The sequence below is a fragment of the Stenotrophomonas sp. Steno-Z1 genome, from assembly GCF_056393175.1.
This window is the reverse complement of the sequence record NZ_JBWJPB010000002.1, coordinates 169,485-193,450: the sequence shown is the minus strand read 5'-3', so window position 1 is coordinate 193,450 and position 23,966 is coordinate 169,485. Positions and strand designations below refer to the sequence as shown.

The 23,966-nt window shown below is 68.1% G+C and carries 22 protein-coding genes and 1 pseudogene; 9 read left to right on the top strand and 14 right to left on the bottom strand.

Features of this window, described 5'->3' with window-relative positions:
• Positions 1-77 precede the first annotated feature (77 nt).
• The 6 genes from AC06FD_RS07595 to AC06FD_RS07570 form a co-directional block, all read right to left on the bottom strand.
• Positions 78-1,556: an esterase-like activity of phytase family protein gene (locus AC06FD_RS07595; RefSeq protein WP_478077474.1), complete on the bottom strand. Its 1,479-nt coding sequence runs from the start codon at positions 1,554-1,556 to the stop codon at positions 78-80.
• Positions 1,543-3,858: a TonB-dependent receptor gene (locus tag AC06FD_RS07590; protein WP_478077473.1), complete on the bottom strand. Its 2,316-nt coding sequence runs from the start codon at positions 3,856-3,858 to the stop codon at positions 1,543-1,545. The genes AC06FD_RS07595 and AC06FD_RS07590 overlap by 14 nt, the downstream gene beginning before the upstream one ends.
• A gap of 264 nt (positions 3,859-4,122) precedes the next feature.
• Positions 4,123-5,265 carry a metallophosphoesterase gene (locus AC06FD_RS07585; RefSeq protein ID WP_478077472.1) on the bottom strand — a complete coding sequence of 381 codons (1,143 nt, stop codon included), beginning with the start codon at positions 5,263-5,265 and terminating at the stop codon, positions 4,123-4,125.
• Positions 5,266-5,404: 139 nt separating this feature from the next.
• Complete coding sequence (locus tag AC06FD_RS07580) at positions 5,405-6,001, bottom strand: NMCC_0638 family (lipo)protein (protein WP_478077471.1); 597 nt, start codon at positions 5,999-6,001, stop codon at positions 5,405-5,407.
• Between the two features lie 51 nt (positions 6,002-6,052).
• A complete protein-coding gene (locus AC06FD_RS07575) occupies positions 6,053-6,535 on the bottom strand; it encodes a DUF1801 domain-containing protein (protein ID WP_478047571.1) in 483 nt (160 codons plus the stop codon).
• 23 nt (positions 6,536-6,558) lie between these two features.
• Complete coding sequence (locus AC06FD_RS07570; protein ID WP_478077470.1) at positions 6,559-7,002, bottom strand: DUF1801 domain-containing protein; 444 nt, start codon at positions 7,000-7,002, stop codon at positions 6,559-6,561.
• Between the two features lie 205 nt (positions 7,003-7,207).
• On the opposite strand from AC06FD_RS07570, the gene AC06FD_RS07565 reads away from it, so the two are divergent.
• The 4 genes from AC06FD_RS07565 to AC06FD_RS07550 all read left to right on the top strand — a co-directional run bounded on the left by AC06FD_RS07565 (position 7,208) and on the right by AC06FD_RS07550 (position 11,604).
• Positions 7,208-7,777 carry a TetR/AcrR family transcriptional regulator gene (locus AC06FD_RS07565; RefSeq protein WP_478077469.1) on the top strand — a complete coding sequence of 190 codons (570 nt, stop codon included), beginning with the start codon at positions 7,208-7,210 and terminating at the stop codon, positions 7,775-7,777.
• 112 nt (positions 7,778-7,889) lie between these two features.
• Positions 7,890-8,951, top strand: a complete 1,062-nt coding sequence (locus AC06FD_RS07560) for an MBL fold metallo-hydrolase (RefSeq protein WP_259204884.1) — start codon at positions 7,890-7,892, stop codon at positions 8,949-8,951.
• Positions 8,952-9,132: 181 nt separating this feature from the next.
• Positions 9,133-9,546, top strand: a complete 414-nt coding sequence (locus tag AC06FD_RS07555) for a hypothetical protein (protein ID WP_394161720.1) — start codon at positions 9,133-9,135, stop codon at positions 9,544-9,546.
• A 54-nt stretch (positions 9,547-9,600) separates the two neighbouring features.
• A complete protein-coding gene (locus AC06FD_RS07550) occupies positions 9,601-11,604 on the top strand; it encodes a hypothetical protein (protein ID WP_478077468.1) in 2,004 nt (667 codons plus the stop codon).
• Between the two features lie 39 nt (positions 11,605-11,643).
• Here the strand turns inward: AC06FD_RS07550 and AC06FD_RS07545 are convergent, their stop codons facing one another.
• The 4 genes and pseudogenes from AC06FD_RS07545 to AC06FD_RS07530 form a co-directional block, all read right to left on the bottom strand.
• Complete coding sequence (locus AC06FD_RS07545; RefSeq protein WP_259203795.1) at positions 11,644-12,669, bottom strand: AI-2E family transporter; 1,026 nt, start codon at positions 12,667-12,669, stop codon at positions 11,644-11,646.
• Between the two features lie 229 nt (positions 12,670-12,898).
• Positions 12,899-13,300, bottom strand: coding sequence for a hypothetical protein (locus AC06FD_RS07540; protein ID WP_478077467.1), 402 nt, complete (start codon positions 13,298-13,300; stop codon positions 12,899-12,901).
• Between the two features lie 133 nt (positions 13,301-13,433).
• Positions 13,434-13,850: pseudogene (locus AC06FD_RS07535) on the bottom strand (trypsin-like serine protease); the annotation flags it as partial.
• Positions 13,851-14,050: 200 nt separating this feature from the next.
• Positions 14,051-15,055 (bottom strand): LacI family DNA-binding transcriptional regulator, encoded by a 1,005-nt coding sequence (locus AC06FD_RS07530; protein ID WP_259203792.1) that lies wholly within the window; start codon positions 15,053-15,055, stop codon positions 14,051-14,053.
• Between the two features lie 96 nt (positions 15,056-15,151).
• Here AC06FD_RS07530 and AC06FD_RS07525 point away from each other — a divergent pair, with 96 nt between their 5' ends.
• The 5 genes from AC06FD_RS07525 to AC06FD_RS07505 are packed head-to-tail and all read left to right on the top strand — an operon-like array spanning position 15,152 to position 19,798.
• The gene (locus AC06FD_RS07525) at positions 15,152-16,204 is read left to right on the top strand and encodes a sugar phosphate isomerase/epimerase family protein (protein ID WP_478077466.1); all 1,053 of its coding nucleotides are present in this window, start codon (positions 15,152-15,154) and stop codon (positions 16,202-16,204) included.
• Positions 16,205-16,230: 26 nt separating this feature from the next.
• On the top strand, positions 16,231-17,448 hold the full coding sequence (locus AC06FD_RS07520) for a nucleoside permease (protein ID WP_259203790.1): 1,218 nt from the start codon (positions 16,231-16,233) through the stop codon (positions 17,446-17,448).
• Positions 17,449-17,461: 13 nt separating this feature from the next.
• The gene (locus AC06FD_RS07515; RefSeq protein WP_478077465.1) at positions 17,462-18,586 is read left to right on the top strand and encodes a Gfo/Idh/MocA family protein; all 1,125 of its coding nucleotides are present in this window, start codon (positions 17,462-17,464) and stop codon (positions 18,584-18,586) included.
• Positions 18,587-18,604: 18 nt separating this feature from the next.
• Positions 18,605-19,471, top strand: coding sequence for a sugar phosphate isomerase/epimerase family protein (locus AC06FD_RS07510; protein ID WP_478077464.1), 867 nt, complete (start codon positions 18,605-18,607; stop codon positions 19,469-19,471).
• Between the two features lie 18 nt (positions 19,472-19,489).
• Complete coding sequence (locus AC06FD_RS07505; protein ID WP_449334867.1) at positions 19,490-19,798, top strand: c-type cytochrome; 309 nt, start codon at positions 19,490-19,492, stop codon at positions 19,796-19,798.
• A gap of 30 nt (positions 19,799-19,828) precedes the next feature.
• Here the strand turns inward: AC06FD_RS07505 and AC06FD_RS07500 are convergent, their stop codons facing one another.
• From AC06FD_RS07500 to AC06FD_RS07485, 4 genes are read right to left on the bottom strand one after another with little or no spacing between them, the layout of a single operon-like run.
• The gene (locus AC06FD_RS07500; RefSeq protein ID WP_478077463.1) at positions 19,829-20,587 is read right to left on the bottom strand and encodes a 3-keto-disaccharide hydrolase; all 759 of its coding nucleotides are present in this window, start codon (positions 20,585-20,587) and stop codon (positions 19,829-19,831) included.
• Positions 20,587-21,162 carry a gluconate 2-dehydrogenase subunit 3 family protein gene (locus AC06FD_RS07495; protein ID WP_449334868.1) on the bottom strand — a complete coding sequence of 192 codons (576 nt, stop codon included), beginning with the start codon at positions 21,160-21,162 and terminating at the stop codon, positions 20,587-20,589. Before AC06FD_RS07495 ends, AC06FD_RS07500 begins: the two co-directional genes overlap by 1 nt.
• Positions 21,162-22,847, bottom strand: coding sequence for a GMC oxidoreductase (locus tag AC06FD_RS07490; RefSeq protein WP_478077462.1), 1,686 nt, complete (start codon positions 22,845-22,847; stop codon positions 21,162-21,164). Before AC06FD_RS07490 ends, AC06FD_RS07495 begins: the two co-directional genes overlap by 1 nt.
• Positions 22,848-22,877: 30 nt before the next feature.
• Positions 22,878-23,774: a hydroxypyruvate isomerase family protein gene (locus AC06FD_RS07485; protein WP_478077461.1), complete on the bottom strand. Its 897-nt coding sequence runs from the start codon at positions 23,772-23,774 to the stop codon at positions 22,878-22,880.
• Between the last annotated feature and the right edge of the window lie 192 nt (positions 23,775-23,966).

The following is a 23,966-nucleotide window of genomic DNA, read 5'->3' as shown; positions in this document are numbered from 1 at the left end:
TTTCATCCGCACCCGCCGCTCACCTGAAAGGACCAGCCTCGCAATTCCGGGCCCGCTTGCCAAGCCGGCCTGCCGGTTCAGTGCGTATCCGCCGCCTGCGCCGGCACCGTCAGTCGATACACCAGCACCCGGTTGTCGTTTTCGTAGGCGCTGTCGCAGTGCATGCCCTGCATGACACAGTGGCGCGCGATGAAGTCGTTGTCGTTGCCCACCAGCAGCAGCCGCTCGTCCGGGCGCGTCGCGTCGCGTGTTGGCAGCAGATCCATCGCCTCCCACTTCTCCGACAGCAGCCCGGCGTGCGCCCCCTTGGCGGTCGCGGTGTCCAGCCCGGCGCGGGCCAGGTGTACCGGGTCGAGCAGGTCCAGCAGCACGTGGCTGCGCGCCGGCACGATGCCGGGCTTCAACGCGGTGCCGTCGCGCTGCGCGAGGACTGAGGCGATGCCCTGCTCGTAGTCACTGCCCGCCAGGTTGCTGGCGCCGCGGGTATCGACCAGCAGGACCGACTTGTAGACGATGGGATCGCGCGTGTCGCTGCCCAGCCCGTTGCCGTCGCGGGCCAGCAGCAGGAAGCGGTGGTCGTCCAAGGCGCGCAGCTCGCTCTGTGCGGCGGTGTGGTCCGGCGTGCCCTTGCCATCCTGCGCATAGGTGGGCAGCTGCACCACGTAGTGGCCGATCGGCCGGGTGGGCAGCGGATCGCGACTGACGTCATAGACCATCACCCGGGTGTTGATGCGGCCGCTGGCGTCGCCCGTGGCGGTGTCCTGCACCAGCGCGCTCTGCAGCGCGACGAACAGGCGGCGGCCGTTGGGCGACAGACCCATGCCCTCCACGCCCTGGTTGTTGCGCCGGCCACTGTCCGGGGCACGGCGCGAATCGAACATCACCCGTCCGTCGCGCCGGGGCTGCACCGCGGGTGGCGGCACGATGACCCCCTGCAGGCGACCATCGGGGGCGAAGTAGTACACGTGCGCGGCGTACTCGTCGCCGATGTAGAAGTGCCCATCGTTGGTGAACTGCAGCGCTTCGGCATCCAGCGATATCTTGCCCGCGCCCACGCCCTGCGCGGGCGACGGCAGCAGGATGCCGTTCTGCACGACGGTATGCTCGCCCGGATCGGCACCGGTGAAGGGCTCGCCGTTGAAGTCGCGCAGCAGCAGCCCGCCGTCGGGCGTCAGCGTAACCTGGCCGGCGCGCTGGCCGGCGCCGATCTCGATCCGCAGCTGCAGGCGTTCCAGCCGCCCGGCGTAATCGTAGAACAGGCCGGCATCGGGATCGTTGCGGCCGCGATCGGGCAGCGTCCACAGCACGCCGCGGTAGCCGTCGGCGGTGCGCGTCCAATGCCCGACATCCACGGCCAGCGACGAGAACGAGCCCAGCGTGTCGCCGAGAAAATCCACGGTGCCGGCCGGCAGCGCGCCGGCGGCGACGAGTACCGGCGTGTCCGACGCCGCGGCGGGACGGGCCGGGGCCGCGGCGACTACCGGCGCCGCCATCAGCGCAAGCAGCGCGGCGAACACCACCTCGCGCGGCCCGGGCCGGCGGTCAGAAACGGACATCGACCGTTCCGAACACCTGGCGCGGTGCGGAGGCGTGGAACACGTAGATCGTGCCGGTCGGGTCGCTCGGGGCGAATACGCTGGAATCCAGGTTGCTGGCGTAGCGCTTGTCGGTCAGGTTGGTCACGTTGACCGACAGTCGCACGCCCTGGGCGACGCCGACCCGGCCGAAGTCGTAGCCGCCGGACGCGTCGAACACGGTGAACCCGCCAAAGCCCTGGTCGTTGGTGTAGGTGTAGAAGCGCTCGCCGGTGTACTTGCCGCGCAGCGTGGCGAACCAGCCGTGGTCGCGCCAGGTGATCTCGCTGGCGAACATCTGCTTGGGCGTATCGGTCTGGATCTTGCCCTCGATCGGCTGCACCACGCCGGCCTGGACATAATCCGACCGGTAGGTGGAGCGGTTCAGCGAGGCCGAGTTGTACCAGGTGAGGTGCTCGCTGGGCGTCCACACCACGGTCAGTTCCGCGCCTCGGCTATCCACGCCGCCGGCATTGTAGAAGCGGTTGCCGCAGGACGGTCCCACCGGCTGGCGCGAGTCGCAGGGGTTGTACTGCAGCAGGCGGTTGTCGAAGCGCACCGTGTAGGCGGCCAGCGAAGCCTGCAGGGACGCGCCGACGTAACGGTAGCCGGCCTCGAAGGAGCTCGACTGCTCCGGCTCCAGGTCGCCCTGCGCGTTCCACGTGGCCTGGCTCACCGCCTGCGGGCCCAGCTTGAAGCCGCCTTGGAACATCGCCATGTTTTCGGCATAGCTGGCGAACAGTTCCTGGCTGTCGGTCAGGCGGACATTGGCACCCACGCTGGGCAGCGCGGACTTGCGCATCTTCAACCGACCGCTGGCGAACTGGTTGTTGGAGCTGGCCGCGATCGGCGTCCTGGCCGTCCCCGGCAGCGCCTCCGCGTCGGAAGTGACATGCGGGCTCTTGACCCCGAATTCGATGGTGAGCCGGTCGTCGAGCAGGCGCCAGGTGTCCTTGAGGTAGGCCTGCCTGGTTTCCCAGCGGGTGCGCTGGGCGAACACGCCAACATCGGCCTGGGTGCTGTTCATGCCACTGAGGTCGCGCGGGCCGGTGACCGCGGTCTGGTAGCGCTCGGCGCTGCTTTCGTTGCGCTCGTACCAGAGGCCGCCTTCGATGTGGTGCGCGCCCAGGTCCCAGTCGACGGACAGCGTGGCCCCGTTGCGGTCGATCTGGTAGATGGTGTTGCGGAAGATGATCGGCACTTCCTGCGCGGTGCCCTTGTTCGACCATGCACCGCTGTTCCAGTTGTGGCCCTCGCCGTGGTCATCATGGTGGTAAGCCAGCGCATGCAGGCTGACGCCATCGGCCAGGAAGACGTCACCGGACAGGGAGTACAGGTTGTCGTCGCGCAGGATCTGCCCGGCGGTGAACGCACCGTCCGCATCGCGGTCGGGGCCGGATGCATCGCACTTGGCCTTCACGTAGGTGGCGGTGTTGCAGTATGCCTTGGCCACGGCCTTGTTCCAGTCCGGCGCATAGCCGCCCCAGTCCCAACCCAGCCCGCGTGCCATTTCGTTCTTGGACAGATAGAAATAGTCGGCCTGCGAGGTGCGCGAGGTGTCGACGAAGGCGGCGATGCGGCCGTTGCCAACATTCCAGACGCCCTTGGCATTGAACTGCTTGGTGATCGACTGGTTGTAGGCGCTCTGGTCGTTCCACAGGTCCGAGGCCGCGTTCATGCCCGACACATACGCCGAGAACCCGTTGTGTTCACCGGTATCGGCGCGGACGAAGGTACGGCGGTTGCTGTCGCTGCCGAAGGTCTGCACCAGGCGGCCGCCCATCGCAGCCAGCGGGTTGTTGGAGGTGTAACTGAGCGTGCCGCCGAGGTTGCTGGTGGACGGCGTGCCCAGGCTGCCGATGCCCATCGCCAGTTCGGCACCGGCCATGTTCTCGCTGATCAGCGCGCGGTTGATGGTGAGGCCGTTGTAGTTGTTGTAGGCACCGTCGCCGAGCGGCACGCCGTCCAGCGTGTAACCCAGCCGGGTGGCATTGAAGCCGCGCAGGCTCAGGGTCATCGACTGCTCGTTGGTGCCCAGCGCGTCGGCCGACTGCGCATTGACGCCGGGCAGGATGTTGATCGCCTTCTGCAGGCTGGTGCCCGGCGGCAGGATGTCGAGGTTCTGCGCGGTGATGCGCTGTACCTGGCGTGCCTCGCCGCTGCCGATCACCGAGACCGCGTCGAGGTCGGTGGCGCTGTCGGTGCCGGGCGTACTAGCGTCCTGCGCCCAGGCGGCAGGCGTCGTGGCCAGCATCACGGCAACGGCCAAGAGGTTCTTTTTCATGGTGTTCACGTACTCGGGCAGGCACGCTCCGCCCGGCCAGGGCCAGGCAGTCATGCAGACAAGGGGAAATGACGGGCGCAGACCACGGGGTCGCATGCGCACGGGCGCTGCCGACCTCACGTGAAAATGGTGCGCCCGCGCGATGACCGTCTTATGACATCGCGCGTGCCCGCCACACGCCCGTATTGCGGCGCGCGCCGATGTCTGCACGCCACGCGCGACGCGTCACCACCACTGGCGATGCGCGCGTTCCCTGCGGCCGGCTCAGCGTGCCGAGGCCGCCCGCCGCAACGTGATCAGGGTGATCTCCGACGGCACGCCGATGCGCGCGGCAAAGCCCGGCCACAGGCCAGCGCCGTTGCTGACGTACAAGGTCATGCCATCCACGTCGTAGCGACCGGACACGTAACCACCGTTGGCCCGTTTCACCAGTTGGTCCATGCCCAGGATGTGGCCCCCGTGGGTATGCCCGGACAGCTGCAACGCCACCCCGCGTGCCGCATTGGCGGGTGCCGCGATCGGCCGGTGGTCGAGCAGGATCACCGGCGCCTTGGGATCGGCACCGGCCAGCGCGGCGCCCAGGTCCGGCGGCGGCAGCCCGTAGTTGCTGGCCACCGGGTCGGTGACTCCGGCGATGGTCAGCGCCGCGCCGCCGCGCTGGACCTGCACATGGCTGTTCTCCAGCACCTGCATGCCCTGCGAGCGGAAGGCCTGCATCCAGGCGGCGTACTGCGCGTAGTACTCGTGGTTGCCGGTGATCGCGATCACCCCGTCCGGCGCACGCAGCGCGCCCAGCGGCGCAACGTCGGCCGCACGCGCGGCCACGCTGCCATCGATCAGGTCGCCGGTGATCACCACCAGGTCCGGCTTCAATGCGTTGCTGTTGGCCACCACCTTGGCCACCCAGCTGCCGGTGAGCAGGCGACTGGCGTGGATATCGGTCAACTGCAGCACGCGGTAGCCATCGAACGCAGCGGGCAGGTCGTCGATGACCCCCTCGACCTGGCGTGTCTGCGGTACCGCCATGCCCTGCCAGATGCCGTAGACGGACAGCAGCAGGGCAACGCCGAAGGCCGCGGGACGCAAGGCAGCCCCGCGCAGCGCCGCGGTGGCGCGTGGGCAGCGCAGCAGGCGTGCACCGAGCAGCAGCAGGTCCAGCAGCAGCAGCATCACCGCGCCCAGCAGCAGCGTGGTGAAGCCGGTGGCCAGCACCGCGATGGCGGCCTTGGGAATCTCCGGCGAGGCCATCGTGCCGGCGAAACGGGCCACGATACGGTGGTGCAGCGCCAACGCAACCACCAGCAATCCAAGCGGCCCGCGCAGGGACAACGACACCTGCAACGGCCAGACCACACGCCACACCACGTACAGCGCAAGCAGCACACCAACAACACTCAGCACAGGCATTCCAGTTTCAATGGGGGAGACCTGCACGGTCGCCAGGGGCGATCATGCAGTGCACCATCTTTGCCGAATCCGCCCGTCCGTGCCACCGCGCACCTGCCACATGCGCGACACACTGCGTCGCGCAGCCGCCCCGCGAGGGCTAGCGCGCGGAGGGCGGCGCAGCCTTCGCCGCCGCGTCGTCGTCGAGTCGGGTACGCGCCAGTGACATCATCGCCTGCAGCGGCGCATCCGGATCGCTGGAGGTGGTCAAGGTGAACAGCAGCCCCGAGATTGTCTCGTCCGGCCACGACCAGAGATAGGACACCGAACGCCGCGTCGCCGTGCTCGACGCCGGGCTCGGGGTCTGCCGTGCGGTCATCGGTGCCGGCGCCTTGCTCACCAGCGCGGCGAAGCGCGACTGCAGCTGCTCGCCGTCCATGCGCCGGGCGTACACGGCGCACAGGCCCGCATCGGTGCGTGACACCGCGTACTGGTCGCCATCGAGCGTGATGGCCCACGCCCGTCCCGGCGTGCCATGCAGGAAGCTTTGCGCGACCGTGTCATCCAGCGGCGCCAGGTTGCGCGCGGCCATCCAGGCGGTCAGGCCGTCCACCGAGTTCAGGTGGGTCATGCAGGTGCTGCCGAACAACTGGTTGAACGTGTCCGCCTGCGTTGCGGGCGATGCCGGTTGTGCCGGTTGTGCCGCCGCCAGCGGCGACAGCAGCAGGCCCGCGAGGGCCCAGGAAAGATGACGCATGCTGCTCCTTGTCGTGGTAGTGGCGTCCAATGCTGGCCACAGGCTACCGGATCAGGGCGCGTCGTGCGTACCACGCCGCGGCGACGTCGCCCTGCGTTTGCCGGGCGCTGCCGCCCTGGCGGCAACGTTCGCGGCCACCGCGGCGCGAATCAGCGCCTTCAACGCCGCTTCGTCGATCGTCTCGCCTTCATGCACGTCGATCGCGCGCCGCACGTTGCCGTCCAGGCTGGCATTGAACAGGCCGGTGGGATCCTCGAGCGCGGCGCCCCGGGCGAAGGTCATTTTCACCGCGGCCTTGTAGGTCTCGCCGGTGCACAGGATGCCGTCATGTTCCCAGACCGGCACGCCGCGCCATTTCACCGTCTCGACCACCTCCGGATCCGCCGCCCGGATGATGCGGCGCAGATGCGCCAGGGTCGCGCCGCGCCAGTCGTCCAGGCGGGCGATCGTCGCGTCGATCTGCTGCGCCGCGGACGCGCCGGTGTCGGCGGCCGATGCGGCCGCGCGCGCGGTGCCGGGGGTTGGCTTGGTCATCGCAGTTTCCTCGTGGCAGTGGACTACATGCGCTCGCCTGGCAACCCGCTCGCCTGCACGACCCAGGCCACGAAGCGCGCTTCATCCAGCGCCGCGTCTTCGCGGATGTGCAGGTAGCGGGTATCGCCGCTCCGCGACGGCTCCGGCGGTGGCGGGGTCAGCGCCGCGCCGCGGAGGAACGCCACCTTGATGTAGCCGCGGAAGCAATGCAGGCTCAGGAACCAGCCCTGCCCGCCCGCGCCGTACAGGGGCGAATTCCACTTCACCGCCGTGCGCACACCGGGCACGGCATCGCGGATGAGTGCATCCAGACGCGTGCCCATCGCACGCTTCCAGCCGGGCATCGCCGCGATATACGCCTGCACCGGGGTGTCGCCCTGGCCGTTGGCGATCTGCGGGTTGCCGCCGGCCAGCAGGCGCACCGCAGGCGGGTCGGGCGGGGAAGTGCCGGGCGTTCGAGACGGCATGTGCGGCGCTCCAGCGGGCAGTCCAGAACCGCGTTATAGCCCTCGCCCCGTGCGGTGACAATCTGCCCCGGGGACCGGGGCACGGCGGCGGTGTCCGGCGGCCGATGCCCCGCTGGCTGAACGATCCCCTGCGGCCTCGTGGGCGGCCCTTGCACTGCCCCTCGCGCAGGGCTATAAATGAGCAAGCACTCACTTACTCATTGTCATGGCCCGCCCGCTCAGCGAACAGAAACACGATGCCATCCTCGATGCGGCTGCCCGACTGGTGGCGGCACAGGGGATCGGCGCGTCGACGGCGCAGATCGCGCGCGCGGCCAAGGTCGCCGAAGGCACGGTGTTCACCTACTTCCCGACCAAGGATGCGCTGCTCAACGCGCTGTTCGTGCGCCTGGAAACCCGGCTGTCGATGGCGCTCGGCACCCATTTCCCCGCCGAGGCCGATGCGCACGGGATGCTACTGCACGCCTGGAATGCGTTGATTGACTGGGGGTCGACCTACCCGGTCGATCGCATGGCGCTGCGCCAGCTCAAGGTATCCGAGCGCATCAGCGAGCAGACCCGCAGCGAATGCGCCGGCCTGTTCGGCAGCATGCTGCAGAGGCTGGAATCCAGCCTGGCCGACCACATCGATGGCGAGCGCCTGCCGTTCTACCTGGGCCGGGTGCTGGTCAACCTGCTGGAAACCACCCTGGAGGCGATGGCGGCCGAGCCGGAGCGCCGGCAGACGCTACAGCAGGCCGGCTTCGACCTGTTCTGGAAAGGCATCCAGCGATGAGCCCCTTTTTTCACCTATTAAATGAGTGCGTACATACTCACTTCACCGAAGGTGCGCCATGAGAGCCCTCCCCCTGCTTGTTGCCGCCTTCTCCCTCACCGTACTACTCGGGATGACCCTGACCGTGCCTATCGCCAACCACGACCAATCGCCGCAGATGCAGGGCGGCCACTTCACCAACGTTGCCCCCAAGCCCAAGGAGACCGTCACCGGCACGCTGAAGCTGCTATGGGAATTCCTGTTCGACCGCCCGGCCGGCACCACCCCGCCGCAGGCCCCACCGGTTCGCGCGGTCAGCGCCGCCGAGCTCGCCAGCGCGCCGGACCACAGCCTGTACCGGCTGGGTCATTCCACGCTGTTGGTGAAATTGCGCGGCGGCTGGTGGCTGACCGACCCGGTGTTTTCCAAGCGCGCCTCGCCGGTGCAATGGATGGGCCCCAAGCGCTTCCACGCCCCGCCGATCGCCCTGCACGACCTGCCGCCCATCCGCGGCGTGCTGCTCTCGCACGACCACTACGACCACCTCGACCGCGCCACCATCAAGTACCTGGCCAGCCGTGCCGACGTGTTCCTCACCCCGCTGGGCGTGGGCGACCGCCTGATCGCCTGGGGCGTGCCGCGCGAGCGGGTGCGCCAGCTGGACTGGTGGCAGGAAACCGAGGTGGACGGGGTGCGCTTTGCCGCCACGCCGGCGCAGCACTTTTCCGGGCGCGGCCTGCGTGACCGCGATCGCACGCTGTGGGCATCGTGGGTGATCCTCGATGACGGCCTGCGCCTGTTCTTCAGCGGCGACACCGGCTACTTCGATGGTTTCCGCCAGATCGGCGAGCGCTATGGGCCGTTCGATGTCACCTTCATCGAAACCGGCGCCTACGACGCGAAGTGGCCGTTCGTGCACATGCAGCCCGAGCAGACGGTGCAGGCCCACCAGGACCTGCGCGGCCGCTGGCTGGTGCCGATCCACAACGGCACCTTCGACCTGGCCCTGCACCGGTGGGACGAACCCTTTGAACGGGTGAGTGCGCTGGCTGCGCAGCGCGCCATCGCCCTGGCCACCCCGGGCATGGGCGAGCGCCTGGACCTGGATGCACCGCAGCCGGGGTCGCCGTGGTGGCGCAAGGTGAAGGCGGCGCAGGACGCGCGCCGGATCACGCCGGTGGGCAGCGCAATGTAAGCGGCGCAGGCCGACCGTTGCGATGCGGCGCCTGCGATGCACCCGATACGCCGTGCGCAGGCGCGCCTGCTGCACGGTCATCGGGTCGATGACCCGGCTGCCTGCCGCCACGCTATGATCGGCGAGGGATGCACGCGGCGCCGCCGGTGCGGGACATCTTGGCAAGGAGCGCCCGATGGGCATGTTGGCGACACTGTTGATCATCGGCCTGGCCGCCGCCGCGCCGCCTGCCGCGCCGGCCTCGCCCGTTGCCGGCGCAGCGGGCCCGCGTGAGCAGGCCCTCGCCGATGCCGACCAGCTCGCCGCCGCGCTGCTGGAGGTACGCGACGGCGATGCGCCGCTGGCCTGTCCCAAGGCGGTGGAGAACGCCCGCTACAGCGTGGAGACCATGCTGGAGGTGGGCCAAAAGAACGTGCAGGGCGGCTACCTGCCCGCTGCCGATTTCGAGCGCGCCGCCGCGCCCCTGCGGGCGTTGCTGCCCCAGCTCAGCCTGGCCGACTGCGAGGCCGCCGCCGGCAACAAGCGCGCGTTCTACCGCTGCATGTCCAGCGACTACAACCACGCACTGGCCTGCGCCAAGGCGCACCCGTTCTGAGCGCAGCAGGGGTGCATCTGCTACCTTGCCGGCAGCCGTCCGATCCCCCCTGCAATGCCCCTGCCGACCCAACCTGTGTATTTCCTGCCGCTGAGCCCGTCAGCGCTGGCCGCGTTCCTTGAAGGTGCGCAGATCCCGGCCGCCGCGCTGGAGCGAGCCGGGCTGTTCGCCGCCGCGCTCTGCCAGGGCAAGCCCCATCACAGCGCTGCGCTGACCCGGCTGATCGAGCAGGCCTGCGGGCTGTTTGCCGCGCACCCGGATGCTGCCGCCGCGCAGTTCCATGCGCTGGCGCCCCGACTGCCGACGCGCCTGAACGACTGGCTGGAAGCGCTGGCCCTGCAGGGCGTGGTGCTGGGCCCGGAGGCGGTGGTGCAGCAGTTCTGCCAGTTGTCGCCGGAGGACTACCCGGTGGACCCGTTCCAGGCCGCCTGCCGCACCACGCTGGAGCCGCACACGATCCGCTTCTACACCGATGCGGCGGTGGACCCGGACGCGCAGGATGCAACCGGCGGCGAAGCCCTGCAGGCACCCGCCTACGTCGAGCGCACCCACGATTACACCACCGAACAGGCCCGCGCACTGCGCGCGATCGTGGCCAACGACGACGAGCACATCGACCTGGACGCCTATGCGGGCGCCGGCAAGACCCACCTCATCCTGCAACTGCTGGACAGCGCGACCCGGCGCTACACCTACATCGCCCCGCGCCCCAGCCAGGTACAGGCGTTCCGGCGCCGGCTGAGCGGGGCGTTGCCGGTGGAAATCCTGTCGCAGATCAGCTTCGCCAACCAGGTGGCCGGCAGCGCGTTCCGCCTCGGCATCCTCGGCACCGCCTACCGCCCGACCTTCCAGATCAGCAAGGCGTCTTTCCGCGACATCGCCCAGCGCATCGGCCTGCAACCGATCGGCAACCAGCCGCCGGCCAGCGTGCTGCGCGTGGCCTTCGAAGGCATCGCCACCTGGTGCCGCTCGCGGGACGAACGCCTGGCGCCCCGCCACTTCGTGCGCGCGGTGCCGTGGGCGATGATCGATGCGGCCCCCTACATCGCCGCCGCCGAGCATGTGTGGCGCTGCATGTTTGACCCGGTGCTGCAGAAAGCCACGCTGCTCAGCCTCAACGTCGACCACATCGGCAAATGGCTGGCGCTGCACGGTGCCAGGATCCCGGCCAGCTGGGGCACCCTGCTCATCGACGAGGGCCACGACATGAGCCCGGCGTGGAAGGCACTGCTGTCCGGCTACGAGGGCTCGGTGATCAGCCTGGGCGATCCCAACCAGCGCCTGGTCGGGCGCTCACCGCGCTTTGCCACCGGCATGAAACTGGAGATCGTGCAGTCGGTGCGCCAGGGCCCGATGGTCGAGCAACTGGTCAACGAGACAGTGGCGCTGGATGCCACCGGCTACTTCGACGGACCGTTCGCCGGTTCCCCCGACCAGCCGACACTGGCCCGCACCTATGCCGCGTGGGACGAGGTGCCCGGCCGCGGCGCACGCGTGTACGGCAACCCGTGGCGGCTGCTGGAAGAAGCGCAGCGGCTGTCGGCGGCTGGGGCAAGCTTCGGCGTGCATCCGGACACGCTGTCCAGCGTGGGCCGCGAGGTGAACCGCGGCGAAGAGGCCTACCGCGAGATGACCTCGCACGGTGGCAGCAGCCAGCGCTGGGAGGCCCTGCTGGCCGAGTGCAACGAACAGGACATGCCGCAGATCCCGCGCATGTTCATGCGCGGCTACAACCGCGATCGGTTCATCGAACTGACCCAGCGCCTGACCGCCTTCCACGAGGCACCGCTGCAGTTGATGCTGGTCGAGCACGCCAAGAACACCGAGTTCGCCCAGGTCGCGATGTCGATGTGCTGCTTCCGCACCGGTTTCGGTCGTGGCTACGCGCACAACCCGGTGCGCGCGGCGTACACCGCGATGACCCGTGGCACGCAGCAGCTGTGGATGCCGGCCGGCGCGCTGGACGAGCTGGGACAGAGCATCGCGCGTTACCACGCCAACCGCACCGAGCAGCGCCGCAGCAAGCTCGCCAAGCCGGCGTGGACCGCACCGCGCTGACGCGCACCGTAGAGCCACGCCACGCGTGGCTGCGCCATCTCAGATCCAGCGCTGGTCCAGCAGCTCGCGCTTGATGTACGCATAGAACACCGGCGCGGCCACCAACCCCGGCAGACCGAACGCGGCCTCCATCACCAGCATCGCCAACAGCAGCTCCCACGCGCGCGCCTGGATCTCACCGCCCACGATGCGCGCGTTGAGGAAATACTCCAGCTTGTGGATGACCACCAGGTACAGCAGCGCGGCCATCGCCACGTAGAACGACACCGACAGCGCGACGATGGTGATCACGGTGTTGGAGATGATGTTGCCCACCACCGGCAGCAGGCCGGCCAGGAACGTAATCAGCACCAGCGTCTTGGACAGCGGCACATGCACCCCGAACAGCGGCAGCACCACCAGCAGGAAGATCGCGGTGAACAACGTGTTGAGCAGCGAGATCTTCACCTGCGCAAATACCACCTGGCGGAACGCGGTGGCCAGCCGCGAGGTGCGTCCGATCAGCTCCTGCGCCAGCGGCCCCATCTTCGGCAGCGGCAGTTCGTCGTACAGCGCGATCATCGCGCCCAGCACCATGCCGATCAGCACCCGCACGCTGATCTGCACCACCGACGTGCCGGCGATGCCGAGCTGCTGGCGGTGGGTGGCGGCCCAGTCGTTCACCGCCGTGCGCAGCGCCTGCAGGTCCTCGGGGATGTAGGGCTGCAGCAGAGCCGGCACCTGGTGGCGGGACGAATTGAGGATATCCATGAGGCGCATCAGCAGTGCATCAGGCCCGCCGGTTTCCGTGCGGAAGAACGAGGCGATGCCGATCGCGGCCAGGGTGAGCACGCCGATGATCAGCGCCGACAGCACGATCACCGAGTAGGCACGTGCGCGCCCCGGCGGCAGCTTGCCTTCAACGGTGGAGGCCAGCAGATGGGTCAGGTGGAACACCAGCAGCCCCGACAGCAGCGTCACCACCAGGCCCAGCTTCAACGCCAGCCACATGCCCAGCAGCATCAGCAGCCAGGCCGCGATGCGGGCGACGGGGGGCTTGGGCAAGGTGGGAATCACGAGGGACATGGCGGCGCTTCCTGGCAGGTGGCCCATGGTAGAGGATGCGGCACTGCCCGCGCCGCGGCCATGTTGAGCGCGTTCACCCGGCGCAAAGAAGCCAGCCCGCTCCTCGCCCACCGGGGCGTTCGGGGAGTACACCCCCCTGCCGCCGCTTCCCCGGTCCAACGCCGATGGCGGGCGCGACAGCATCCCGCCCTCCATGCGCATCGAACGGGCCTGGTAGATCGCTCCAGTATCAGCGATTGGGGCCGCGATCAAGCGGCCCACCGTCCGGGCCGGCGCGGCAGGCATCCTGATACTCGCTCTGGACCATGCCGACGTTGACGAACTTTCGCGGATCGGCCGACAACGCCACCCGCGCGTGCGTCAGCGCCGCCTCTGGCGTGGGAAACAGTGCCACCGCACCGAACGGTTCATCCGGGTCCAGCGCGGGGAAGACATACACATCGATGAAGTCCGTGTTCCCGATATCCAGCACTTCGCAAAGCCGCACGGCCCAACGATCCACGCCAGCGCGCTCCAGGCTGATGTAGCGGACGATCGACGACGCATCCTCGACCCTGCCCGGCAGCAGTTGTTCCACGGTTCTGCCATTGCGCAGGTTCGACAGCACATCAACGTCGCACAGGTATCGCATTCGGCCTCCCGGCAAAAGGAAAGTGACGCGTGTAGACCATCGCCTGGGTCGTGGGCAGCTACGGTCGCAGCGGGCAGTTCCCGTCGCTCGCTTCGCACGTCACTCCATCGATCCAGTCGACGTAGCGGGAGATACGCACGTTGTGCACGGGTTGCGCAAGCTGGACCAGCGCGATGTCGTCCGAGCCGGCCAGGAAGGCGTGTATCCGGGAGGGGTTTCCGCTTGCCAGCGCCGCCTCGCCCAAGGCCGCCGGCATCCGCTTGTAGCCGGGATGCACGATCACGCGTTCAACCCGGCGCGCGATCCCGTTGATGGTGACGTCCGCGTCCATGCCCTGCATGGGGGCCGCGTGTGCGGCGGTCACCACCCATCGCGGCGCGATGAGCACGCCATGCCTTTCGCCCGGCATGTCAACCAGCGCGGGGATCGTGGACGCATCCACCCGGTAGCGGGCGTCATCGACATCATCGCGAATGACCACGGCACCGGCGCTCGCCGACGCCGCGAGCAGTACCAGCGCCAGGCAGCGGGTCGTGAGGGTGCGGCGCAGCGGATTGGGCTGGCGCGAGCGGAAAGAAGAACGGTGGCGCATACGGCATCCCTGTGTAAGCGTGGGATACGGTAGCCGAGATTGCGGTGGATGGGCAGCGCCCGCCAGCCCGCCAGCGGCAACCCGCATGCCGATGCAGGTCCCCGCGGTAGGCGGCGCGTACCTCGATGCATGCATGACGCGTTTTGGCCTGCCGTCCCCTAGCCCCGGGGCGCGGCGGTCGACCCCCGCACCATCAAGCTGAAATCCAGCGTTTGCTGGCGCGGCACATCGACCCGTTCGATGATGGCGAGCAGCAGGTTGACCGAACGCTCGCCGATCTCCCGCATGGGTTGCCGGATGGTCGTCAACGGCGGCGTGAGGTACCGGGAGGACGCCAGGTCGTCGAAGCCGACGATGGACAGGTCCTCGGGGACGCGGATGCCCCTGTCCCGGCAGGCCGCCAGCACGCCCAGCGCCATCTGGTCGCTGAAGCAGAACACGGCGGTCGGCGCCGTCGCGCTGCTCAGCAGCGCCACCCCCGCCGCATGCCCGGATTCCACGGAGAAGTCCCCTGGCGCGATGACCAGGCTGCGCAGGCGGCCGCGCGCCTTGCCGACGGCCCGCACCCCTTCCAACCGTTGCAGGTGCAGGGGATTGTCGGGCGGCCCGCCCACCACGGCGATGCGCTCGTGTCCCAGCCCGTACAGGTGTTCCATCACGGCGCGCGCGGCGGCCGCGTTGTCGATGTGGACGCTGGGCAGGCCCAACGCGGGATCGAACTCGCACCCGTTGACCACCGGCGCGGCGGCGCCCAGCTGCTGGACGATCTCGCGCGCCGTCGGTGGAAGGCGATGCCCGAGCACGATCAGGCCGTCGGCCTCGTTGCGCCGGAGCATCTGCGCGTAGCGCTCCTCGCGGTCGGGCCGATGTTGGGTATCGCCCAGCAGGACGGCATAACCGACGGCCTGCGCCGCGTCCTCGGCACCCTGCAGGATCTGGGCGAAGAATGGATTGGCAATGTCCGGCACGGTGACCAGCAGCTTGCCGCTGCGCTGGGTCTTGAGCGTCCTGGCCACCGTGTTGGGGACATAGCCCAGCGCGGCGGCGGCCTGCTCGATGCGCGTGCGCGTGGCCGGCAGGACTTTTTCCGGCCGGGACAGCGCCCGCGACACCGTGCCTGCGGAGACGCCAACGTGCTTTGCAATGTCGTAAATGGTTGCCATGGTTTCAGTTCTTATCCGCACTGTGCAGTGCACAACAGGTCTTGCGGGAGGCCCATGCTAGGATAAATGCAATCGATTGCATTGGGGCGAATCACGTTGAAGACGCTCAAGGGTCCGGCGCTGTTCCTGGCGCAGTTCATCGGCGACACACCTCCTTTTGATCGGCTGGACACGCTGGCCAGGTGGGCCGCGGGCCTGGGATATTCTGGCGTACAAGTGCCTACCAGCGCGCCCCACGTGTTCGACCTGGCCGAGGCCGCGCGCAGCCAGGCGTATTGCGACGACATCACCGGCATGCTCGCCGGTCATGGCCTGCAGATCACGGAGCTGTCCACCCACCTGCAAGGGCAGCTGGTCGCGGTCCATCCCGCCTACGACAGCCTGTTCGACGGATTCGCGCCGCCGGACAAGCGCGGCGATCCGGCCGCCCGCCAAGCCTGGGCGGTGCAACAGCTGATGCTCGCGGCCAAGGCCAGCGAGCGTCTTGGGCTGGCCGCGCATGCCACCTTCTCCGGCGCGCTGGCCTGGCCTTACTTCTATCCCTGGCCGCAACGCCCGCCGGGGCTGGTGGATGAAGCCTTCGCCGAACTCGGCCGACGCTGGCGCCCCATCCTGGACGCCTTCGACGCCTGCGGCGTGGACCTGTGCTTCGAGATCCACCCGGGCGAGGACCTGCACGACGGCGCGACCTTCGAGCGCTTCCTCGACGCGGTGGACCACCACCCTCGCGCCAGGATGCTGTACGACCCCAGCCACCTGCTGCTGCAGCAGATCGACTACCTGGGCTTCATCGACCGGTACCACGAGCGCATCGGCATCTTCCACGTCAAGGACGCGGAGTATCGCGCCAGTGCGCGCAGTGGGGTCTACGGCGGGTACCAGGACTGGATCGATCGTCCGGGACGGTTCCGTTCGCTGGGAGACGGCCAGATCGACTTCAAGGCGATCTTCTCCAGATTCGCGCAATACGATTTTCCCGGCTGGGCGGTGCTGGAGTGGGAGTGCTGCCTGAAGCACCCGGAAGACGGCGCGCGTGAGGGCGCAGCCTTCATCCGCGACCACATCATCCGCGTCACCGGGCGCGCCTTCGACGACTTCGCCGACAGCGGCGCCGATCCGGAAACACTGCGCCGCATGCTGGGGATCTGAGCCACGACCGCCTGGGAGGGCAAGCCATGACGCATACCATGTCGCGCTTGGGCGCGATGATGTTTCTGCAGTTCTTCATCTGGGGGGCATGGTTCGTCACCCTCGGGACGTACCTGGTGCAGGGCCCGCTCCAGGCCAGCGCGAGCCAGGTGGCGACGGCCTTCCTCAGCCAGTCCATCGGCGCCATCGTGGCGCCCTTCCTGGTTGGCCTGGTCGCCGATCGCTACTTCGCGGCGCAGCGCATCCTCGCGATACTGCACCTGGCCGGCGCGGTACTGATGTGGCTGGCGTCCACGGCGACGGACTTCGGTACGTTCTCGGCCTGCGTGATGGGGTACATGCTGCTGTTCATGCCGACGTTGGCACTGGCCAACAGCGTGGCGATGCGGCACATGCAGTCGCCGGAGAAGCAGTTTCCGCTGGTGCGCGTGGCCGGCAGCATCGGCTGGATCGTGGCCGGCGTGCTGATCGGCTGGCTCGGCTGGGAACAGGCACATCGGCTCGAGCTGACCTTCCGGATGGCCGCGATGGCGTCGCTGGCCCTGGGCCTGTATGCCTTCACCCTGCCGCACACGCCGCCGCTGGCGCAACAGCGCGACGCCGGGATGGGGCAGATCCTGGGACTGGACTCGCTTCGGCTCCTGAAGTCGCGCTCCTACCTGGTGTTTTTCCTGGCGTCCATCGCCATCTGCATCCCGCTGGCGTTCTACTACAACTTCACCAACCCGTATCTCAACGACCTGGGCGTGCGCGGCGCCGCCGGGCTGCAATCGCTGGGCCAGGTGTCCGAAGTGCTGCTGATGCTGGCCATGCCGTTCCTGTTCGTGCGGCTGGGGGTCAAGACCATGCTGGCGGTGGGCATGGCCGCCTGGGTGGTGCGCTACGCCCTGTTCGCCTTCGGCGATGCGGGCGGCGGCTTCTCGCTGATCGTGATCGGCATCGTGCTGCACGGCATCTGCTACGACTTCTTCTTCGTCACCGGCCAGATCTACACCGACGCGCATGCCGGCCCCGCCGCGCGCAGCAGCGCGCAGGGCTTCATCACCCTGGCCACCTACGGCGTGGGCATGTTGATCGGCACGTTCCTGTCCGGCGCGGTGGTGGAGCACTACACCACCGCGACCGGTCCGGACTGGCAGCAGATCTGGCTGTTCCCGGCCGGCGTCGCGCTGCTCGTGCTGATCGCCTTCCTCCTGCTGTTCCGCGACCGGCCGGTGGTCGCGGTTGCCCCCACCACGCCCTGAGGACCTCCCCCCGATGCGCAAACTTGGAATCGCCATCGTCGGCACCGGCATGATCGGGGCCGTGCATCGTCGCGCCGCCCTGCTGGCCGGTGCCGAGGTCCGCGGTGTCGCCGCCTCGTCCCCGCAACGCGCGCACGACGTGGCGCAGTCGTGGAATCTGCCGCGCGCCTATCGCGACATCGACGACGTGCTCGCCGATCCGCAGGTCCAGGTCGTGCACGTCTGTACGCCCAATCACCTGCACCGCGCCATGGCGCAGGCGGCGCTGCAAGCCGGCAAGCACGTGGTCTGCGAGAAGCCGCTGGCCACGACACTGGAAGACGCCCAGACATTGGCGTCCTTGGCCGCCTCGACCGGGCTGGTCGCCACGGTGCCCTTCGTCTACCGCTACCACCCGGTGATCCGCGAAGCGCGCGCCCGCATCGCGCAGGGCGAACTGGGCCCGCTGCGCCTGATCCACGGCAGCTACCTGCAGGACTGGCTGCTGGACCCGGCCAGCAACAACTGGCGCGTGGACCCGGCCCTGGGCGGCGCATCACGCGTGTTCGCCGACATCGGCTCGCACTGGTGCGACCTGGTGGAATGGGTGGGCGGCGAGCGTTTCGTCGACGTCAGCGCAGCGTTCGCCACCGTGATTGCCGAGCGCGGCTCGCTTGCCGGGCAGAGCTTCACCGCGCCCGCGGCGGGCGGGGCGATGCAGGCCGTAGCGAGCGAGGATGTGGCGGCGGCGATGTTCAGGACCGGCGCGGGGACGCTGGCGTCATTGACGGTCAGCCAGGTGTCGGCGGGACGCCGCAATCGCCTCTGGTTCGAGATCGATGGCGCCAAGGCCAGCGTGGCGTTCGACCAGGAGGACGCCGAACGGCTGTGGATCGGCCTGCCCGACCAGCGCGAGGAAATCTTCGTGCGCGGGCCCGGCGCAGGCAGTGCCGAGCAACGCCGGCTGTCGGTGTTGCCGGCCGGACACGCGCAGGGCTACGCCACATGCTTCGAGGCGTTTGTCGCCGACACCTATCGCGCCATCGACGGCGAGCAGCCCCAGGGCCTGCCCACCTTCGACGACGGATTGCGCTCGGCGCTGATCGTTGATCGCGTCATCGCTTCGGCCAGGACACGCGCCTGGACCGCCATCGACTGAATCCCGGGAGACTGCCTGATGAACACCCCAGTACGCACGACCGCGACGCTTGCACTGCTGTTCCTCGTTGCCCTGCCCGCCTTCGCACGCGACGCCGCCGCACCGCAACCGCCCATCGCGGTGCAGATGTACACGCTGCGCGATGCCGGCTCGCTCGACCAGCAGTTGAAGATCGTCCACGACGCCGGCGTGGGCGCGGTCGAAACCGTCGGCACGCAGAACGTCAGCGCGGTGGAACTCAAGCAGCTGCTGGACAGGTATTCGATCAAGGCGATTTCCTCCCACGTCCAACTGGCCGAACTGCGCAGGGACCTGGACGGGGTCGTGGCCTTCAACCGGTCGATCGGCAACACGGTGCTGGTGGTGCCGTACCTGGACGAGAAGGCGCGGCCGACCGATGCGGCAGGCTGGACCGCGTTGGGCCAGGAACTGGGCCGCATCGCCACGCGGGCGCGGGCCGGTGGCATGCGCCTGGCCTACCACAACCACGACTTCGAGCTGGTCCAGTTCGATGGCAGGACCGGCCTGGAACTGCTGTTCGCCGCGGCCGGCCCCGACCTCCTGACCGAGCTGGACCTGGCCTGGGTCGCGCGTGCGGGCCATGACCCGGCGGTGATGCTGGGAAAATTCCGTGGTCGCCTGTTCGCGGTGCACGCCAAGGACAATGCGCCCAAAGGCCAGGCCGACGACGAAGGGGGTTTCGCTGCCGTGGGCCAGGGCGTCCTGGACTGGAACGCCATCCTGCCTGCCGCCGCCGATGCCGGCGTGCAGTGGTACATCGTCGAGCACGACCATCCGCGTGATCCGGCCAAGGTCATCCAGGCGTCGGCCGACTACCTGCGCGCCCACCTGCCCGCCAACCTGCCCGCCCGCGCACCGCGCTAGCCAGCCAAGGAGTTGCCCTTGAACACTCGTTTGACCCTGATCACGACCCTGGCCGTACTGCTATCGGGTGCGACGCTTGCGACGACGGCTTGGTCCAAGGATGCGCCTGCGGCCGGGGCAGCGCTTTACGCCACCCACTGCACGGCCTGCCACGGTGCAGATCGCGCCGGCGTTCCGCCCACGTTCCCGGCGCTCACCGATGTCGCCAAGCGGCTGCAGCCGGCGCAGATCAAGGAGAAGATCAAGAAAGGCGGCGGGTTGATGCCGCCCTTTTCCCAGCTCTCCGAGCAGGAGATCGACGACCTCGCCAGCTATCTGTCGCACTGACGGTCCGGTGCCGGCCCCTGCGGGCCGGCGTTACAGTTCCCGCACCCAGATGTTGCGGTAACTCACCCTGGAATCGTGTTCCTGCAGGTAGAGCGGCGCGCACCCATGCGGCGCGTACGACGGTGCGCCGATGTACTCGGTCCTGCCCGAGATGACGGTGTCGTCCTGCACCAGCACGCCGTTGTGCAGCACGGTGATGCGGGCCGGTGAGGTGAGCCCGCCGCCTGCCGAGAATCGCGGCGCCCTCCAGACGATGTCGTAAGCCTGCCACTGCCCCGGCGCACGCGAGGCATTCACCCGTGGCATCGCCTGCTTGTAGATCGAGCCGGCCTGGCCGTTGGCGTAGGTCGGGTTGTTGTAGCTGTCCAGCACCTGCAACTCGTACAACTCCTGCAGGAAGATGCCGCTGTTACCCCGGTTCTGACCGTCGAATCCTTTCGTGTCGGTAGGCGTGCGCCACTCGACATGCAGTTGGATGTCGCAGAAGCGTTGCCGGGTGCGGATGCCCTTGCTGCCCGGAACCACTGTGAGTGCGCCATCGGCCACGCGCCAAGGTACGCGTCCGCCCAACTCCGACTCCCAGGCGGCCACATCCTTGCCATCGAACAGCACGATCGCGTCGGAGGGCGCCCTCCCTTGAGGCGTGGACACGACCGCAGGCACGGGGGTCCACACCTCGGTCTTCGTTGGATCGCGCGCGGGATCGGTATCGGCCTGTGCAAACACAGATGCCGTGGCCAGCAGGCCAGCTGCAACCTGGAGAGGCCTGATCAACGTGTTGCGGTTCATCAGCTGGTCCCCCAGGCGGGCGTGCCAGGAACATAGGCCAGGTCGCCGTCGTAGCGGCCCGGTACTGCGACGTAGCGCAGCACGTCGGTCGCGCCGACCTTCGAGGTGAAGAAGCCGAAGATGGCGAGCTGCTTGATCATGGTGAAGTAATGCGGCATCGCTTCTCCCTCCGCGGCGGTGCCGGTCTCGGTCACGTCGACCGCGTGTTTCCTGGCCTCTGCATCCAGCGCGCGCAGGAGATCGGTGCGGGACTGCGGCGCGAGCGACGCGAATCGGCCGCCAGCGCGCTTGTCGATGTCGACCAGGCCTGCGCGGAACGTCGCCTGCTGCCGGGGCGTGTAGCAGTCGGCAACGAACCGCGCCATGAACAGACCGGCACCGGCGTCCTTCGCCCCCGGCGTTGCAGTGCGCGGCAGGATGGTCTCGGCGATTTCATCCAACGTGCCAACATCGGCGTCGGAGAAAGGCGTCTTCGCCCCTGCGGCGGGCGCCTGTCCCTGGACGAGCGCGGGCAAACCGATCATGGCCGCGCCGGTGGCGGCGACGATCATCTTCAACAGGTCGCGACGTTCCATCACAGGTTCCCCGCTTTCAGTTCGCGCACGGCATGATCGGCTGCCCGCGCCGTCAGCGCCATGTAGGTCAGCGAGGGATTCACGCACGCGCTGGAGGTCATGCAGGCCCCGTCTGTCACGTACACGTTGGGTGCATCCCAGACCTGATTGTGCTGGTTGAGCACCGAGTTGCGGCGGTCACGGCCCATGCGCGCGGTCCCCATTTCGTGGATGCCCTTGCCCGGCGCATAGTCGTGGTCGTGCATTTCCACGTCCTTGACCCCGGCGGCCTCGAGCATCTCGGCGGCATCGGCGGCCATGTCCTTGCGCATGGCCAGTTCGTTGGCGCGCATGGAGACATCCATCGCCAGCACCGGCAGTCCCCACTTGTCCTTGCGGTCCCTGTCCAGGCGGATCGTGTTGTCGTGGTGCGGCAGCATTTCGCCGAAGCCGGTCATGCCGATGCGCCAGTCGCCCGGCACGGTCAGCGCCTCCTTCAGGTCGGCGCCGATGTTCAACTCGGCGATCTCGCGCGACCACCCGTTGCGGCTGGCACCGCCCTGATAGCCAAACCCGCGCGTGTAGCCGCGCTTATCGGCGGCGACGTTGCGGAAACGCGGAATGTAGAAGCCGCACGGTCGACGGCCGAAGTAGTACTTGTCGTCGTAGCCCTCGACCCGGCCGGAGGCACCGGCGCCGAAATGATGGTCCATCACGTTGTGCCCAAGCTCGCCGGACGAAGAGCCCAACCCGCCTTCCCATACATCGGTGGCCGAGTTCATCAGCAGCCAGCTTGAATTGAAGGAGGACGCGTTGAGGAAGATGACCTTGGCCGTGTACTGGTAGGTCTTCCCGCTTTCTGCATCGATGATTTCCACGCCACGCGCGCGCTTGCGGTCCTTGTCGTAGAGCACTTCCTTGACGATCGAGAACGGCCGCAGGGTCAGGTTTCCGGTCTTCATGGCCGCCGGCAGCGTCGCCGCCTGGGTGGAGAAGTAGGCGCCGAAGGGACAGCCCAGGATGCACTTGTTGCGGTACTGGCAGTTGACGCGACCCTGCTCGGGCTTGGGCTGGGTGATGTTCGCGGTGCGCGAATGGATCAGGTGCCGGGTGCCGCCAAAGGCCTTCTTGATCCGCGCGGCCACGTCCTTCTCGACGATGTTCAGCGGGATCGGCGGCAGGAACTCGCCGTCCGGCAACACGTCCAGCCCCTCGCGCGTGCCGGCGATGCCGGCGAACTTCTCCACGTGGTCATACCAGGGGGCGATGTCGGCGTAACGGATCGGCCAATCGGTGGCGATGCCCTCCCTCAGATTCGCCTCGAAATCCAGGTCCGACAGGCGATAACTCTGCCGCCCCCACATCAGCGAGCGACCGCCCACGTGATAACCGCGGAACCAGTCGAACCGCTTGGTTTCGATGTACGGCGATTCCTTTTCGTTGGCCCACATTCCCTCCAGGTTCTCGGCAAGACCGTAGTCGCGCATCAACACCGGGTACTCGGCCTTCATCGCCTGGGTGGGCCGGTTGCGGTGTGGGAAATCCCACGGCTCCTTCATCGCGTTGACGTAGTCCTTGACGTGCTCGATGTTGCGTCCGCGTTCCAGCATCAGGACCTTGAGGCCTTTCTCGGTCAGTTCCTTCGCCGCCCAGCCGCCACTGATGCCGGAGCCAACGACGATGGCGTCGTAATGATTGTCTGCCATGGGTTCTGCTTCACCTGGGTAGAGTGCGTTTCAGACATCGCAGAGGCGGATAGCCTCGCGCAGCGAGCCGACGGGATCCGGCGCCGCAGGCATGAACTCCTGCGCCAGATAGCCATCGAAACCGGTGTCGCGGATCGCGCGACAGATGGCGGGATAGTGGAGCTCCTGTTGATCTCCGATCTCGTGCCGGCCAGGCACGCCTGCGGTGTGGTAGTGCTTGAAGCACGCGTGATGCCTGCCAATGGTGGCGATGATGTCGCCCTCCATGATCTGCATGTGGTAGATGTCGTACAGCAGGCCAAAATGATCCGAGCCGAGCCGTTGGCACAGCTCCACACCCCATGCGGAGTGGTCGCACAGGTAGTCGGGATGATCGACCCTGGAGTTCAGCAGCTCCATGACCAGCACGACGCCCCGCTTTTCGGCATGCCCAAGGATGCGTTTGAGCCCGGCCTCGGCATGGGCCATACCTTCCTGGGGGTCCATGCCGTTGCGGTTGCCGGAAAAGCAGATGAGGTTGCGGTAGCCGGCATCGGCCACCAGGTCGATGTGCCGCAGGTAGCGCGCGACCAGCTGATCGTGGAACTGGCGACCGGCAAAGCCCTTGTCCAGGCCCAGCTCCGCGCCGTTGCACATGGCGCTGTACACGCCGCTGGCTTTCAGCGTGGGCCAGTCCTCCGGGCCGACCAGATCGATGGCGGCGAAACCGATGCCCTGCACCGTCTGGCAGAGCTGGGCCACCGATAACTGCGGAAAGGTCCAGCGGGCGACGGAGTGCTTGAGGTTGCCCTTGAGCGGCGCAGCGGCGGCGGGCGCAGGCAGGACGCCCAAAGCGCCCAGGCCAAGGCCCCCGGCGAGCGCCATGCGCAGCGCCTCTCTCCGCGTGAGCCCCTGTGCCGGGACCGGTTCGATCAAAGGGATGGACATCCACCTCCCGGCCTCCCAACCGGCATCAAACGCAACCATTCACCGCAATGCAATCGATTGCACCATAGAGGAGTAAATCCAGCCAATGCAAGACGCAGTGCACGAAAATGGATGCTGCAGGGCACAACACTGCCGAACGCGACACGCGTGGCGTGTCACTCCGCGATGGAGGCAGGAAAAAGCAAAAGGCCC

Excerpts from the sequence above, each read along its gene's own strand:
- AC06FD_RS07595 (WP_478077474.1), bottom strand. The coding sequence starts at position 1,556 with ATGTCCGTTTCTGACCGCCGGCCCGGGCCGCGCGAGGTGGTGTTCGCC.
- AC06FD_RS07590 (WP_478077473.1), bottom strand. The coding sequence starts at position 3,858 with ATGAAAAAGAACCTCTTGGCCGTTGCCGTGATGCTGGCCACGACGCCT.
- AC06FD_RS07585 (WP_478077472.1), bottom strand. The coding sequence starts at position 5,265 with ATGCCTGTGCTGAGTGTTGTTGGTGTGCTGCTTGCGCTGTACGTGGTG.
- AC06FD_RS07580 (WP_478077471.1), bottom strand. The coding sequence starts at position 6,001 with ATGCGTCATCTTTCCTGGGCCCTCGCGGGCCTGCTGCTGTCGCCGCTG.
- AC06FD_RS07575 (WP_478047571.1), bottom strand. The coding sequence starts at position 6,535 with ATGACCAAGCCAACCCCCGGCACCGCGCGCGCGGCCGCATCGGCCGCC.
- AC06FD_RS07570 (WP_478077470.1), bottom strand. The coding sequence starts at position 7,002 with ATGCCGTCTCGAACGCCCGGCACTTCCCCGCCCGACCCGCCTGCGGTG.
- AC06FD_RS07565 (WP_478077469.1), top strand. The coding sequence starts at position 7,208 with ATGGCCCGCCCGCTCAGCGAACAGAAACACGATGCCATCCTCGATGCG.
- AC06FD_RS07560 (WP_259204884.1), top strand. The coding sequence starts at position 7,890 with ATGACCCTGACCGTGCCTATCGCCAACCACGACCAATCGCCGCAGATG.
- AC06FD_RS07555 (WP_394161720.1), top strand. The coding sequence starts at position 9,133 with ATGTTGGCGACACTGTTGATCATCGGCCTGGCCGCCGCCGCGCCGCCT.
- AC06FD_RS07550 (WP_478077468.1), top strand. The coding sequence starts at position 9,601 with ATGCCCCTGCCGACCCAACCTGTGTATTTCCTGCCGCTGAGCCCGTCA.
- AC06FD_RS07545 (WP_259203795.1), bottom strand. The coding sequence starts at position 12,669 with ATGTCCCTCGTGATTCCCACCTTGCCCAAGCCCCCCGTCGCCCGCATC.
- AC06FD_RS07540 (WP_478077467.1), bottom strand. The coding sequence starts at position 13,300 with ATGCGATACCTGTGCGACGTTGATGTGCTGTCGAACCTGCGCAATGGC.
- AC06FD_RS07530 (WP_259203792.1), bottom strand. The coding sequence starts at position 15,055 with ATGGCAACCATTTACGACATTGCAAAGCACGTTGGCGTCTCCGCAGGC.
- AC06FD_RS07520 (WP_259203790.1), top strand. The coding sequence starts at position 16,231 with ATGACGCATACCATGTCGCGCTTGGGCGCGATGATGTTTCTGCAGTTC.
- AC06FD_RS07515 (WP_478077465.1), top strand. The coding sequence starts at position 17,462 with ATGCGCAAACTTGGAATCGCCATCGTCGGCACCGGCATGATCGGGGCC.
- AC06FD_RS07510 (WP_478077464.1), top strand. The coding sequence starts at position 18,605 with ATGAACACCCCAGTACGCACGACCGCGACGCTTGCACTGCTGTTCCTC.
- AC06FD_RS07500 (WP_478077463.1), bottom strand. The coding sequence starts at position 20,587 with ATGAACCGCAACACGTTGATCAGGCCTCTCCAGGTTGCAGCTGGCCTG.
- AC06FD_RS07495 (WP_449334868.1), bottom strand. The coding sequence starts at position 21,162 with ATGGAACGTCGCGACCTGTTGAAGATGATCGTCGCCGCCACCGGCGCG.
- AC06FD_RS07490 (WP_478077462.1), bottom strand. The coding sequence starts at position 22,847 with ATGGCAGACAATCATTACGACGCCATCGTCGTTGGCTCCGGCATCAGT.
- AC06FD_RS07485 (WP_478077461.1), bottom strand. The coding sequence starts at position 23,774 with ATGTCCATCCCTTTGATCGAACCGGTCCCGGCACAGGGGCTCACGCGG.